The organism is Microbacterium oleivorans, assembly GCF_001644225.1.
In the GTDB taxonomy this organism is placed as follows: domain Bacteria; phylum Actinomycetota; class Actinomycetes; order Actinomycetales; family Microbacteriaceae; genus Microbacterium; species Microbacterium gawkjiense.
On the sequence record NZ_LSTV01000001.1, the window covers coordinates 852,154 to 865,114 of the forward strand.

General features: G+C 71.1%; 13 protein-coding genes. 9 read left to right on the top strand and 4 right to left on the bottom strand.

Annotation, left to right across the window (positions count from 1 at the left end; all coding sequences use genetic code 11):
* Positions 1-3: 3 nt before the first annotated feature.
* The gene (locus AYL44_RS04020; protein WP_064001941.1) at positions 4-480 is read right to left on the bottom strand and encodes a DUF3515 family protein; all 477 of its coding nucleotides are present in this window, start codon (positions 478-480) and stop codon (positions 4-6) included.
* A 22-nt stretch (positions 481-502) separates the two neighbouring features.
* Between AYL44_RS04020 and thiL the strand changes: the two genes are divergently transcribed.
* Positions 503-1,474: a thiamine-phosphate kinase gene (gene thiL, locus AYL44_RS04025; protein WP_064001942.1), complete on the top strand. Its 972-nt coding sequence runs from the start codon at positions 503-505 to the stop codon at positions 1,472-1,474.
* Here thiL and rsmD read toward each other — a convergent pair.
* On the bottom strand, positions 1,444-2,031 hold the full coding sequence (rsmD, locus tag AYL44_RS04030; RefSeq protein WP_082886084.1) for a 16S rRNA (guanine(966)-N(2))-methyltransferase RsmD: 588 nt from the start codon (positions 2,029-2,031) through the stop codon (positions 1,444-1,446). The two genes, thiL and rsmD, sit on opposite strands and share 31 nt — an antisense overlap.
* A gap of 44 nt (positions 2,032-2,075) precedes the next feature.
* Between rsmD and AYL44_RS04035 the strand changes: the two genes are divergently transcribed.
* Genes AYL44_RS04035 through mutM form a run of 6 tightly spaced genes read left to right on the top strand, consistent with a single transcriptional unit; the run spans position 2,076 to position 7,197 of the window.
* A complete protein-coding gene (locus tag AYL44_RS04035; RefSeq protein ID WP_064001943.1) occupies positions 2,076-4,223 on the top strand; it encodes an ATP-dependent DNA helicase RecG in 2,148 nt (715 codons plus the stop codon).
* 38 nt (positions 4,224-4,261) lie between these two features.
* Entirely contained in the window at positions 4,262-4,759 is a 498-nt protein-coding gene (gene coaD / locus AYL44_RS04040) for a pantetheine-phosphate adenylyltransferase (RefSeq protein ID WP_064001944.1), read from the top strand.
* A 56-nt stretch (positions 4,760-4,815) separates the two neighbouring features.
* On the top strand, positions 4,816-5,373 hold the full coding sequence (locus tag AYL44_RS04045) for a YceD family protein (protein WP_064001945.1): 558 nt from the start codon (positions 4,816-4,818) through the stop codon (positions 5,371-5,373).
* Positions 5,374-5,375: 2 nt separating this feature from the next.
* Positions 5,376-5,585, top strand: a complete 210-nt coding sequence (rpmF, locus tag AYL44_RS04050; RefSeq protein ID WP_018188062.1) for a 50S ribosomal protein L32 — start codon at positions 5,376-5,378, stop codon at positions 5,583-5,585.
* A gap of 10 nt (positions 5,586-5,595) precedes the next feature.
* On the top strand, positions 5,596-6,288 hold the full coding sequence (rnc, locus tag AYL44_RS04055) for a ribonuclease III (RefSeq protein WP_064001946.1): 693 nt from the start codon (positions 5,596-5,598) through the stop codon (positions 6,286-6,288).
* Between the two features lie 6 nt (positions 6,289-6,294).
* Positions 6,295-7,197, top strand: coding sequence for a bifunctional DNA-formamidopyrimidine glycosylase/DNA-(apurinic or apyrimidinic site) lyase (gene mutM, locus AYL44_RS04060; protein WP_064001947.1), 903 nt, complete (start codon positions 6,295-6,297; stop codon positions 7,195-7,197).
* Here the strand turns inward: mutM and AYL44_RS04065 are convergent, their stop codons facing one another.
* On the bottom strand, positions 7,198-8,289 hold the full coding sequence (locus AYL44_RS04065; RefSeq protein WP_064001948.1) for a GNAT family N-acetyltransferase: 1,092 nt from the start codon (positions 8,287-8,289) through the stop codon (positions 7,198-7,200). It lies immediately after the preceding gene.
* Positions 8,290-8,347: 58 nt separating this feature from the next.
* Positions 8,348-8,605 (bottom strand): hypothetical protein, encoded by a 258-nt coding sequence (locus AYL44_RS04070; protein ID WP_064001949.1) that lies wholly within the window; start codon positions 8,603-8,605, stop codon positions 8,348-8,350.
* Between the two features lie 417 nt (positions 8,606-9,022).
* Between AYL44_RS04070 and smc the strand changes: the two genes are divergently transcribed.
* On the top strand, positions 9,023-12,529 hold the full coding sequence (gene smc, locus AYL44_RS04075; RefSeq protein ID WP_064001950.1) for a chromosome segregation protein SMC: 3,507 nt from the start codon (positions 9,023-9,025) through the stop codon (positions 12,527-12,529).
* 74 nt (positions 12,530-12,603) lie between these two features.
* On the top strand, positions 12,604-12,960 hold the full coding sequence (locus AYL44_RS04080) for an excalibur calcium-binding domain-containing protein (protein WP_231872719.1): 357 nt from the start codon (positions 12,604-12,606) through the stop codon (positions 12,958-12,960).
* Position 12,961 lies beyond the last annotated feature (1 nt).

Sequence of the window (12,961 nt, forward strand, 5' to 3'; positions counted from 1 at the left end):
GCCTCACGGGACGACGTCGGATGCCGCGACGCACTGTCCCGTGGTCTCGAACCGCTTCGTGATGAGGCGGCTGACGGCGCTCACCGGACCGCTCGAGCTGACCTCGTCGTAGTCGATGATGAGCTGGATCGCCGGCTCGCGGCCGTAGGTCGTGATGCGGTAGAGCGGTGCCCGCGAGTCGTCGACGACCCAGTCGACGCCGTCGACCGTCACGCAGGGAAGCTCCGACGGACCGAGGGGCGGGACCCCGCACGCGAGCTGCACGGTCGTCGGCTCGCCCCAGGCGGCGGTCGACTGCGCGTCGGTCCAGCGCCGGGGCTGGTCGCCCAGGTCGTCGGGCAGCCGCACCATGACCTCCGCGCAGCGCGGGTCGTCGGCTCCGGGGGCGGCCTCGACCGCCACCGTCGACGAGCACCCCGACAGTGCCGCGACACCGGCGACGAGGAGGGCGAGCGCGACGGTCGAGCGGGTCCGGGGCATCGCTCCAGGCTACCGTGGAGCCATGGGTGAGCTCCGTGTGCGCGACGTCTCCGAGGCGGAGCTGCTGCGCCGCATCCTGCGCGTCCTCGGACCGCTCTCGCGTGCCGAGGTGGGGCCCGGTGACGACGCCGCGGTCCTGGCCGTCCCGGGCGGTCGCGTCGTGGCGACGACCGACACCCTCGTCCACGGTCCCGACTTCCGGTTGGCGTGGACGTCGCCGCGGGACCTCGGATACAAGGCCGCCGCCGTCAACCTCGCCGATGTCGCCGCGATGGGCGCGCGTCCCACGGCTCTGCTCGTCGCCCTGGCCCTGCCGGACTCCCTCCCCGCCGCCTTCGTCGACGACCTCGCGACAGGGTTCCGCGATGCACTCCACGAGCTGGCACCCGGGTGCGCCGTGGAGGGCGGAGACCTGACCGTGTCCGACACCCTCACCGTCGCCGTCACCGCCCTGGGCGTCCTGGACGGCGTCTCGCCCGTGCTCCGCTCCGGAGCGCGGCCGGGTGACGACGTCGCCGTCGCGGGAGACCTCGGCGCGGCGGCCCGCGGCCTCCGACTGCTGTTCACCCGGTTCCGTGACGACGAAGGACGCCCGGTCGCCGTCGACCTCGCTTCCCTCACCGAGCGGGAGCGCCGGGACCTCTCGGCCCAGCTCCGGCCGCAGCCTCCGGTCCGGCTGGGGCTCGCTGCCGCGCGGGCCGGCGCGACCGCCCTCATGGACGTCTCGGACGGCCTCGTCCTCGACGCGACCCGACTGGCGGACGCCTCCGAGGTGACGCTTCTCATCGAGGCGGACCTCGACGACGACGCGCTCTCCGGCGGCGAGGACCACGCGCTGCTGGCATGCTTCCCGGCCGGCACCGTGCCCGCCGGCTTCACCGTGATCGGTCGTGTCGCGCAGCGGCGTGAGGCGCCCGTCCTGATCCGGGGCGTCGCGCCGGGCGGCCGCGGCGGGTGGGATCCCTATTCGGACTGGGATTCGGCGCTCGGCTGACCTGAGCGAGAGAGCCACCACAGCGTCGTGTCGCCGTACTTCTTGCTGCGCTCGACGACGAGACCGTCCGGCAGGAGCGGCTCGCCGGAACGCGTCGCGCGTTCGACGACGACCGTCGCGGTGGAGGTGAGTCGCGGCACCAGCAGCCCGAGCGTCGTCGAGACCTCGGCATCCGTCATGTCGTAGGGCGGGTCGACGAACACGAGGTCGAACGCGGGTCCGCCGGCCCGCAGGAACGTGTCGGCGGCGGACCGGTGGACGGTCAGGCGGCGCCCCGGGAGGCTCCGCGCGACGGCGCGGACGTTGCGGTCGATGACGGATGCCGCGCGCGGCGCGCGCTCGACGAGGTCGGCCGACGCGGCCCCGCGGCTTACCGCCTCGAGACCCAGCGCTCCCGACCCCGCGTAGAGGTCGAGCACGGCTGCCCCCGCGAGCAGGTCGCCGGCGTCGAGGGCGCCGAAGAGCGACTCGCGCACACGCTCGCTCGTCGGCCGCGTGCCGGCGCTCGGCACGAGCAAGGGCAGTGAGCCGGCGTCTCCCGCGATGATCCTCGTCACCCCGCCACGATAGCGGCGTCCGCGCCCGCTCCTAGACTCGAGGCATGCCGTCGTACTCGCTCGCCACACCGCTCGCCGAGGCGGTCGGCGACACGCTGGCGAAGGGGCTGCGTCGGGCGTTCCAGATGACCACGGTGGGCGACCTGATGGCGCACTACCCGAGACGCTTCGCGAGCCGCGGCCAGTTGACACCGATCGCCCAACTCCCGGTCGGCGAGCTGGTGACCATCGTCGCCGAGGTGCTCTCGGCGACGACACGGCAGATGCGCGGTCGGCGCGGCGAGATCGTCGAGGTCCTGATCGGCGACGGCAACGGCACGATGTCCCTGACGTTCTTCGGGCAGTCGTGGCGGGTGAAGGACCTGCGTGCCGGGCGCCAGGGGATCTTCTCGGGCAAGGTGGGGGAGTACCGGGGGCAGAAGCAGCTGACGCATCCCGACTACGAGCTCTTCGACGACGAGGGCACGGCCCGGCTGAGCGCCGAGGCGTGGCACAACGTCCCCATCCCGATCTACCCGGCCACGAGCACGTTCTCCAGCTGGCAGGTCAAACGCTGCGTCGACCAGGTGCTGACCGGGCTCGGCGAGGTGCCCGAACCGCTCCCCGATGCCTTCCGCGCCGCGCAGGGCCTGCTCGATGCCCGGACGGCGCTCGTGCGCATGCATGCACCGGAGTCCTTCGACCAGATCGGTCCGGCGCGCGAGACCCTGCGGATGCACGAGGCGTTCGTCCTGCAGGCGGCGCTCCTGCAGCAGCGGCAGTTCGTACGCATGATGTCGGCGACCGCGCGCCCCGCGGGCGACCTCCTCGAGCGTTTCGATGCCGCGCTGCCCTTCGAGCGCACCCCCGATCAGCGAACGGTGGGCGATCGCATCGCGGCGGACCTCGTCGGAGAGTGGCCGATGAACCGGCTCGTGCAGGGGGAGGTCGGCTCCGGCAAGACGCTCGTCGCGCTCCGCGCCATGCTCCAGGTCGCCCAGTCGGGCGGCCAGTCCGCGCTCATCGCCCCCACCGAGGTGCTGGCGGCGCAGCACGTCCGCTCGATGGCACGCATGCTCGGACCCGCGCTCGCACCGGAACTGATGCCGACCCTCCTCACGGGTCAGCAACCCGCCGCGGAACGCCGTCGCGCCGCCCTGCGGGTCGCGTCGGGCCAGGCGCGCATCGTCGTCGGGACGCACGCCCTCCTCAGCGAATCGACGACGTTCGCCGACCTGGGTCTCGTCGTCGTCGACGAGCAGCACCGGTTCGGCGTCGACCAGCGCGAGACCCTCCGCGCGAAGGGGAGTTCCCCGCACGTCCTGGTGCTCACGGCGACGCCCATCCCTCGCACCGTCGCGATGACGGTGTTCGGCGACCTCGACGTCTCGACGATCCGGACCATGCCGGGCGGCCGGGCGGGCATCTCGACCTTCGTCGCGCCGGTGGGGGAGAAGCCGGGATGGTTCGCGCGCGTCTGGGAGCGGGTGGCCGAGGAGGTGCGGCTCGGACGGCAGGCCTTCGTCGTGTGTCCGGCGATCGACGCGTCGACCGAGACGGACGAGGACGAACCCGTCGAGGAGGCCGAGCCCGGCCGCACCCGCTGGGGCGTCCTGCAGGCGGCGGCGCTCCTTGAGAGCCACCCCGACTACCGCGACATCCGCGTCCAGATCCTGCACGGCAAGATGCCCGCCGATGAGAAGGATGCCGTGATGCAGGCGTTCGCCCGCGGCGACATCGACGTGCTCGTCGCGACCACCGTGGTCGAGGTCGGCGTCGATGTCCCCAACGCGTCCACCATGGTCATCCTAGAAGCCGACCGCTTCGGGGTGTCCCAGCTGCACCAGCTCCGCGGTCGCGTCGGCCGCGGAGCGGTCCCCGGGCTCTGCATCCTCGTCACCGAGGCCGATCCCTACACCCCGGCGCGCGCGCGTGTGGAGGCGGTCGCGGCGACGACGGACGGCTTCGAACTCGCCGAGGTCGACCTCGACCTGCGGGGCGAGGGGGATGTGCTGGGCGATGCTCAGTCGGGCGTCCGCTCGTCGCTGCGACTGCTGCGCGTCGTGGCGGACGCCGATCTGATCGCCACCGCCCGCGCCGAGGCCGAGCGTCTTCTCGCGGAGGACCCGGCCCTGGATCGCCACCCGGGCCTCGCTGCGGCCATCTCCGGGCGCGTGAGTCACCGCGAGCGCGCCGCCCTCGCCAAGAACTGACCCGCTCCGCGTCGTGTCGCATCGTTAGGCTCATCGATATGAACAACCGGATCGCCGTCGTGCCCGGCTCCTTCGACCCGCCGACGCTCGGCCACCTCGATGTGATCCGGCGCGCGGCCGCCCTCTACGACCAGCTGCACGTCCTCGTGGTCCACAACCCGGGGAAGGAGGCGATGCTCCCGATCGCGCAGCGACTGACGCTGCTCGAGCAGTCGATCGCCGAGAGCGACATCGAGGGTGATGTCGTCGTGGCGGCATGGAGCGTCGGGCTGCTCGTCGACTACGCGACGGACGTGGGGGCGGGTGTGCTCGTGAAGGGGATCCGTTCGCAGGTGGATGTCGCCTACGAGACGCCCATGGCGATCGTGAACCGCCACCTCGCCCACGTGGAGACCGTGTTCCTGCTGCCCGATCCCGCGCACGCGCTCGTCTCGAGCTCGCTCGTGCGCCAGGTGGCCTCGCTCGGCGGCGACGTGTCCCCGTTCGTCCCGGCTCCGGTCGCGCGATTCCTCGACACGGGAGCCCACCCCGCCTGATCCGGCCCGCCGGCGTCCGCGCACGCGTACGATGGACGACCGTGGTCAGAAAGCGTGTGAGCGGTCCGTTCGTCCTCCCCGTTCGCGACATCGTCCGGGCTCCCGGTGAGATGCGCGAGTTCGAGCTGCGGGTCCCCGCGCCGGAGAAATGGGGAGAGGGCCTCGCCTTCGTCCCCGCCGGGGAAGAGGTCGAGGTCGACGTCCGTCTCGAGTCGGTGCACGAGGGCATCCTGGTCACCGCCGAGATCGCCACGACCTACGACGGCCAGTGCAGCCGGTGCCTCGTGGACCTGACACACCCCCTCGAAGTCGAGTTTCAGGAGCTCTTCGGGTATTCTGGGGATGAAGCGACTGACTTCGAGGTTCAAGACGACCACGTGGATCTTGAAACTCCTGTCAGGGATGCGATCGTCCTGTCGCTTCCGTTCCAGCCGGTGTGTCAGCCGGATTGCCCCGGACTAGATCCGTCCACGGGCGAGAGGCTGACCGGAGCACCGGTCCCGGAGACTCAGATCGACCCGCGCTGGAATGCGCTGGCCGCCTTGTCGGCCCGAACCCCAGACCACGACGACGAGGCCACGCGCCCCGACGCCGACGACACAGAGAAGAGCTGACCATGGCAGGTAACCCCCCGAAGCGGAAGGTCTCCCGCTCCAACACCCGTTCGCGCCGCGCGCAGTGGAAGGCCGAGGCCCCCACGCTCGTCAAGACCATCGAGAACGGCAAGGTCGTCTACAGCCGTCCCCACCAGGCGAAGGTCGTCACCGACTCGCAGGGCACGGAGCTGTTCCTCGAGTACAAGGGCCGCAAGGTCGCCGACATCTGATCGTCGCGTCGTGACGGACGCCGCCACCGATCACTCGGTGCTCACACACAAGCTCGGGGTCGAGATCGACCCCGAGCTTGTGTCGCTTGCGTTGACCCATCGTTCGTACGCGTACGAGCACGGCGGCATCGCGCACAACGAACGTCTCGAGTTCCTCGGCGACTCGATCCTCGGCATGGCCGTCACCGTCCACCTCTACCGGACGCACCCCGACCTGGATGAAGGATCCCTCGCCAAGCGGCGGGCGAGCGTCGTCTCGACCGTCGCTCTCGCGGAGGTCGCCCGCGGCATGGGCCTCGGTGCGCACCTGCGGCTCGGCCGCGGCGAGGACCAGACCGGCGGGCGCGATAAGGATTCGATCCTCGCCGACACCACCGAGGCGCTCATCGGGGCCGCCTACCTGTCGGCCGGTATCGAAGCGGCGACCGCCCTCGTCCTGCGACTGGTGTCCCCGTTGATGGCGGACCCCGAGCGGTACGGCGCCGCGATGGACCCGAAGACGAGCCTGCAGGAACTCGCCGCGCGCCTGGGCTATGCGGCACCGACGTACAGCGTCGAGGCGGCGGGACCCGATCACCATCGGGTGTTCACCGCGACGGTGGCCGTCGGCGAGATCGCGCGGACCGGCGGCGGTTCGAGCAAGAAGCAGGCTGAGATGGCGGCAGCGCTCTCGGTCTGGCGCGAACTCTCCGCGCGGGCCTGAGTCCCCGTGCCCGAACTGCCCGAAGTCGAGGTCGTGCGCGCCGGTCTCGTCCCCGCTCTCGCCGGCGCTCGCCTCGACGCCGTCACCGTTCTGGACGCCCGGTCCCTCACCCGTCACCCGGGCGACGCACCCGACTTCGAAGCGCGGCTGACGGGTCGGCGCGTCGACGCCGTGGTCCGCCGCGGCAAGTTCCTCTGGATGCCGCTGGCGGATGCCGGTGCGGAACCGATCGAGGCGATCGTCGGTCACCTCGGGATGAGCGGACAGATGCTGCTGCGCGAGCCCGGCACACCGACACTCCGCCACGAGCGGATCCGCTTCGATGTGCGGCATCCGACCCACGGTGAGATCGCGATGGTCTTCGTGGACCAGCGGACCTTCGGCTCCCTGGCGATCGATCGGCTCGAGCGCACCCCCGACGGTGCCCCGGCAGGACGGGGGAGCGACATCCCGCTCGTCCCCACGCAGGTGGCGCACATCGCCCGGGATCCGCTGGACCCCGCGTTCGACGATCGCGCGTTCCGGACCGCGCTCGGGCGGACGCGCTCCGCCGTGAAGCGTGCACTGCTCGATCAGACCGTCGTCAGCGGAATCGGGAACATCTACGCCGACGAGGCGCTGTGGGCCGCGCGGCTGCATCCGGAACGCCCCGCGAACGAACTCCCGACACGCGCCGTCACCCGCCTGCTCGGCGAGGTCCGGGCCGTGCTGGACCGGGCCCTCGCCGAGGGCGGGACGAGCTTCGACGCGCAGTACGTGAACGTCAACGGACAGGCGGGATACTTCGCCCATTCCCTGAACGCCTACGGGCGGACGGGTCAGCCCTGCCCGCGCTGCGGCACGCCGATCGTGCGGGTGAGTTTCACCAACCGATCGAGTCACTACTGCCCGCGGTGTCAGCGACGCTGATCAGTCGAGGACCTTCTTCCAGGCGCCGATGTACGCCGCCGGCTCGAAGCCGATCGTCTCGTTGATGCTGAGCATCGGACGGTTCTCCTCGGCGTTCCAGGTGACGATGCGGGAGGACCGGGGCATGACCTCGCGCCACCGGAGGATGCCCGCGCACTTCACCAGCTGCCCGAGGCGGTGCCCCCGATGCTCACGGAGCACAAGGGTGTCCATCTGCTGCGTCGCCGCGGTCGGGTCGACGCCGGAGCAAAGCTCGTTGAACGCGACGACCGTGCCGGTCGCCTCATGGACGGCCACCGTGACGAGCACCGTCTGTCCGCCGTCGACGAAGCGGGCGTCGTGGCGCGCGAGGCGCTCGACGTCCCAGGTCTCCTCGTCGATCTCGAGCCCCGCCGCCGGGGCGTCCGTCGACATCCGGGACTTCGCCCAGGCGAAGCTCTCGCGGTAGGCCTCGGGAGTCGGGAGCATCCACTGCTCCACGCGGTAACCGTCGGCATGCGATCGGGCATCGGTGAGGAGGTCTCGCACGCTCGGAAGTGCGGGTTCGATCTCGAGCACGCTCTTCCGGTCGACCTGTTCGAGCGTGTACCCGTGGCGTCGGAAGTAGCGCGCAGGACGGTCCAGCGGGATCTCCCCGTAGCCCGTCGGCGCGGCCAGACGTTCCGAGGTCGCACCGGCGTCGGGCTCGGGATGCTCGGCCCATGCCTGCAGGACGGTGCGTCCCGCGTCACGGGCGGTGTCCTCGACGACGGCGTACAGCGCGCCGCCGATACCCCTGCCCTGAACCCGCTCGAGGAGTTCGACGGTCCAGTAGGCGACCTGCGATCCCGCCTCGGCGGGGAGGTCGACGATGACGCGGCCCACCACCTGATCCTCGACCAGCACGATCCAGCTGCGCTTGTCGTTGTCCGGGTCGGGTTGGAAGTGCGGGAGGAGTTGGGCCGGTGTGACGGCCTCATCGTCGTTGTCGCTGATCTCGCGGTAGATCTCGTTCCGAACGTCGACCATGGCGATGAAATCGGTGGCATCCGACGCATCGACGGTGGCCGGTACGACGAGGGGGCGCAGTTGGAAGGGGACTGACGTGGTCATGAGGGACTCTTCTCGGAGAGGTGAGGGGGCCGCGAGCGGGTCGCGGCCCCCGGGGGTGTCATCGACGCGGAGCGAGGAGCGCACGACGGCGTTCCCACTCGGCTTCCCGCGCTTCGCGAGCCAGGCGCTGGGCACGGCGGGCATGGAGGGCCTCGCGATCGGGGCCGGGGCGCGTGCTCCACAGGAGCAGCGCGACGGCCAGTCGCAGGGCGATCCGGTCGAGGAACGTCTGACGGGCGGAGGTGTCCGTCGAGGTGGGATGCTGCAGCGCGGCGAGGACCGCCGAGGTGCGCTGCGGCGCGGTGAGGGTGGACATGAGTGATCTCATTTCGGAAGGGGTGAATGCCGCGGAGCGCGGCGGAGGATCGTGCCGCAGCACGAGAGGACGCGGGGACGCACGGGCAACGAGGCCCGGCATCCGGGAGGGGACGGACGGAGTCCGCCCTCAGGGCGTGGGAGAGGTCACCGTCCGAGGACGGGATCCGTGACGGCTGTCAGTGGCCGGAACGGATGCGGTCTGCCACCGCGGCGCCGAAGGAGACGGTCCCCAGCGCGCACGGGAACGCGGTGGACGCGATTCCGGTGGGTGTCATTTCGATGATCATGTCAGGGGACCTCCTTTCTCAGACTTCTGACGCGAGCACTGACACTAGACCCGGCCCGCGCGCGGCGTCAAGTGGGAAACGGGATTCGTCCGCTAGCGTGGACGGGACGACGACCCCGGAGGACCCGCATGCACCTGAAGAGCGTGACGCTCAAGGGGTTCAAATCCTTCGCGCAGCCGACGACCTTCGCCCTCGAGCCAGGTGTCACGTGCATCGTCGGTCCCAACGGATCGGGCAAGTCGAACGTCGTCGACGCCCTCGCCTGGGTGATGGGCGAGCAGGGAGCGAAGACCCTCCGCGGCGGCAAGATGGAGGACGTCATCTTCGCCGGCACCGCGACGCGGGGTCCCCTCGGTCGCGCGGAGGTGCAGCTGACGATCGACAACGCCGACGGCGCGCTGCCGATCGAGTACAGCGAGGTCACGATCAGCCGGACCCTGTTCCGCAACGGGTCGAGCGAGTACGCCATCAACGGCGAGACCTGTCGGCTCCTCGACGTCCAGGAGCTGCTGAGCGATTCCGGGCTCGGGCGCGAGATGCACGTCATCGTGGGTCAGGGGCGACTCGACACCGTCCTGCAGGCGAGTCCCGAGGATCGGCGCGGTTTCATCGAGGAGGCCGCCGGCATCCTCAAACACCGTCGCCGCAAAGAGAAGACGCTCCGCAAGCTCGAGGCGATGGAGGCGAACCTCACTCGGCTGAGCGACCTGGCCGGCGAGCTGCGGCGTCAGTTGAAGCCGCTCGGCAAGCAGGCCGAGGTCGCGCGCGAGGCGGCCACGATCGCCGCGGTCGTGCGCGACGCGAAGGCGCGCCTCTACGCCGACGAGATGTCGCGCCTCCGAGCGGAGCTGGCGGATCACGCCCGAGCCGAGCACGAGCGTCACGCTGAGCGGCTCGTCCTCCAGGACCGCGCCGACGCCTTGCGTCGCCGCATCGACGAGCTCGAGAACGATCAGCGCGCCGAGGCGGTCGACCGGGCGCGCGCCGTGACATTCGAACTCGGCCGCGTCCAGGAGCGACTGCGCGGGCTGTACTCGCTCGCCGGCCAGCGTCTGTCGCTGCTCGACGACGACGGCGACCAGCCGGACACCGGGACCACCGTCACCCAGGCCGTCATCGACGACGCACGTCGGGAGATCGACGAGATCGCGTCGGGTCTCGGTGCCGCGCAGGATGCCGCCGCCGCCGCCGCGCGCGACGTCATCCGGGCGCGCGCCGAGCTCGATGCGCTCGACACCGACATCGCCGCGCAGAGTGCGCTGGTCTCCGAGCACGACATGCGGCTCGCCTCGCTGAGAGGACGAGCCGAGGCAGCCGGGTCGAAGGCGGAGGCGCTCCGGCTGGCTGTGGAGAGGCAGCAGCGCGCCCTCGATGCAGCCGAGGAGCGTCGCGCCGACGCGGAAGGCGCGCTGGCGGCGATCGAACCGGCGACCGAGGGTCCTGCGGACGCCGCGGGGGAGTACTCGGCCGCGTACGAGCGCGCGCAGCGCGAGGCATCCGATGCCGAATCCGAGGTGGGGTCGATACGCGACCGGTTGCACGCGGCGGAGCGGGAGCGCGAGTCGCTGCTGGCGGAGACGGCGGCTCTCGGCCGCGCCCTCGACATCCGCAACGCCGCAGCGGCGGTCGTCGATCGGGGTGGCGACGGCATCCGTGGCATCGTCAGCGATGCGATCCGCGTCTCGGCCGGCTATGAAGCGGCGATCGCCGCCGCACTCGGCGCCCTCGCCGAGGGGGTCCTCGTCGACGACTTCGAGGCCGCACGCGCGGTCATCGCGACGGTTCGCGAGCACGATCTGGGTTCGATCGACGTCGCCTTGGCCGACGGTCCTGCGGCTTCCCGGAAGGCGCCCCTCGGAGCGGGGGTGACGTGGGCGGTCGACGTCGTCGAGGCGCCGGCGGGCCTCCGCGCCGTCCTGGCGGGCGTCGCGATCGCGGAGGATCTGGATGCGGCCCACGCCGCCGCGATGTCGGCCGCCGACGCGGGGGAGAGCGTCGTGGTGGTGACGCGCGCGGGCGAGACAGTGACGCCGAGCACGGTCCGTGCCGGTTCCGGGCAGTCGCGCTCGCGTCTCGAGCTCGCCGCCGAGCGCGACGCGGCCCGTGTCCGTCTCGACGAGGTGACGGTGGTCGCGGATTCCCTGCGTGAAGCGCTGACCGACGCGCAGGCTGCCTGGGATGCGGCGCGCCAGCGTACCCGTGACGCCCTCGCCGCGCTGCGCGAGCACGACTCCGCTCTCGCGGCCCACGCGGAACAGCTCAACCGTGCGACCGTGCGTCTGGAATCCGCGGTGGCCGAGTGCGACCGCCTGCGCGCCGGCCTCGCTCAGGCCGAGTCGGCGGCTCGGGATGCCGAGAACGCGGCACGGGCCGCGACGGAGGCCTTCAGCGCCGCCGAGGAGATGCCGCGTCCGATCCTGGATGCGTCGGCCCGGGACGGTCTGCTCGATGCGCTCGAGTCGGCTCGGGCGCGCGAGATGGACACGCGCCTCGACGTCGAAACGCTCCGGGAACGGGTGCGTGCCGCCGAGAGCCGCGTGGTGCAACTCGAACGTCAACGCGAGAAGGAGCGCGCAGCCGCCGAGGCGGCCGCCCGTCGAGCCGTGATCCGACGCGCGCAGCGGGCGATCGCATCCGAGGTCGTCGGTGCGCTGCCGCCCGTCCTCGACTCGATCGACCGGTCGACGGCGCAGGCGCGGGTCGAGCTGGAACGCGCGGAGCAGACGCGGACGGCGCTGACGGCCGAGTTGGCCGAGCTCCGGAAGGAGGATGCGGCGGCCCGCGAGAGGCTGAATCGCCTCACCGAGTCGGTGCACGGCCTCGAGCTGCAGATGCACGAGAAGCGGCTGCACGTGCAGAGCCTGCTCGACCGGGTGCAGTCCGAGCTCGGTCTCTCCGAGGATATTCTCCTCGCGGAATATGGTCCCGACGCCCCCGTCCCGGGAGCGGAGGAGGGCGAGGCGTCGCCGTTCGACCGCTCGGCGCAGATGCGCAGATTGCAAGATGCGGAGCGCAAGCTGGCGCAGCTGGGTCGCGTGAATCCTCTTGCCCTGGAGGAGTTCGCCGCGCTCGAGCAGCGTCATGCATTCCTGACCGAGCAGCTCGACGATCTCGTCCGCACCCGGACGGATCTGCTGACGATCATCGAGGAGCTCGACGAGCGGATGCAGACGATCTTCCTCGCGGCGTTCGAGGACACCAAGGTCGCCTTCGGGGAGGTGTTCCCGATCCTCTTCCCGGGGGGCACGGGCTCCATCTCACTCACCGACCCCGACAACCCGCTCACGACCGGGATCGACGTCGCCGTCCGACCCGTGGGCAAGAAGATCGAGCGGCTGTCGCTGCTGTCGGGTGGGGAGAGGTCCCTCGCGGCGGTCGCGCTCCTGACGGCGATTTTCAAGGCGCGGCCGAGTCCCTTCTACATCCTCGACGAGGTCGAGGCCGCCCTCGACGACGCGAATCTGGGTCGTCTGCTCGGCGTCTTCGAGCAGCTGCGCGAATCGAGCCAGCTGATCGTCATCACGCATCAGAAGCGGACGATGGAGATCGCGGACGCCCTGTACGGCGTGTCGATGCGTCAGGACGGCGTGTCCGCCGTCGTGGGACAGCGCGTGCGCGAGCGGACGGGCGTCTGAGGGCAGCGGGTGTGCGCTAGCGTGTGCGCAGCGGGGACGGTGTCGTCGTCGCCGATACCAGACAAGGGGTGGGGATGAGAATTTCAGTGCGCGCGGGAACGCTGCGGCGGGGTGCGGTGGCGACGATGCTGGCGGCGGCGCTCGTCGCAGCGCCGGTGACGGTGACTGCGGCCGCGGCCGCGCCGACGGTGACGGCGACGCAGGCCCAGGGGATCGTTCCGGCCGCCAAGCCGCCGATCAAGACGTTCAAGAACTGCACCGCGCTCAACAAAACGTATAAAGGCGGCGTGGCGCGGGCCGGGGTGACCCACAACACAGTCAGCGGCAAGAAGAAGCCGTTCAAGGTGAAGCCGTACTTCTCGACGGCGCTCTACAACGCCAACAAGAAGATGGACCGCGACAAGGACGGCATCGCCTGCGAGAAGGGCTGAC

Excerpts from the sequence above, each read along its gene's own strand:
- AYL44_RS04020 (WP_064001941.1), bottom strand. The coding sequence starts at position 480 with ATGCCCCGGACCCGCTCGACCGTCGCGCTCGCCCTCCTCGTCGCCGGT.
- thiL (WP_064001942.1), top strand. The coding sequence starts at position 503 with ATGGGTGAGCTCCGTGTGCGCGACGTCTCCGAGGCGGAGCTGCTGCGC.
- AYL44_RS04035 (WP_064001943.1), top strand. The coding sequence starts at position 2,076 with ATGCCGTCGTACTCGCTCGCCACACCGCTCGCCGAGGCGGTCGGCGAC.
- coaD (WP_064001944.1), top strand. The coding sequence starts at position 4,262 with ATGAACAACCGGATCGCCGTCGTGCCCGGCTCCTTCGACCCGCCGACG.
- rpmF (WP_018188062.1), top strand. The coding sequence starts at position 5,376 with ATGGCAGGTAACCCCCCGAAGCGGAAGGTCTCCCGCTCCAACACCCGT.
- AYL44_RS04065 (WP_064001948.1), bottom strand. The coding sequence starts at position 8,289 with ATGACCACGTCAGTCCCCTTCCAACTGCGCCCCCTCGTCGTACCGGCC.
- AYL44_RS04070 (WP_064001949.1), bottom strand. The coding sequence starts at position 8,605 with ATGTCCACCCTCACCGCGCCGCAGCGCACCTCGGCGGTCCTCGCCGCG.
- smc (WP_064001950.1), top strand. The coding sequence starts at position 9,023 with ATGCACCTGAAGAGCGTGACGCTCAAGGGGTTCAAATCCTTCGCGCAG.
- AYL44_RS04080 (WP_231872719.1), top strand. The coding sequence starts at position 12,604 with ATGAGAATTTCAGTGCGCGCGGGAACGCTGCGGCGGGGTGCGGTGGCG.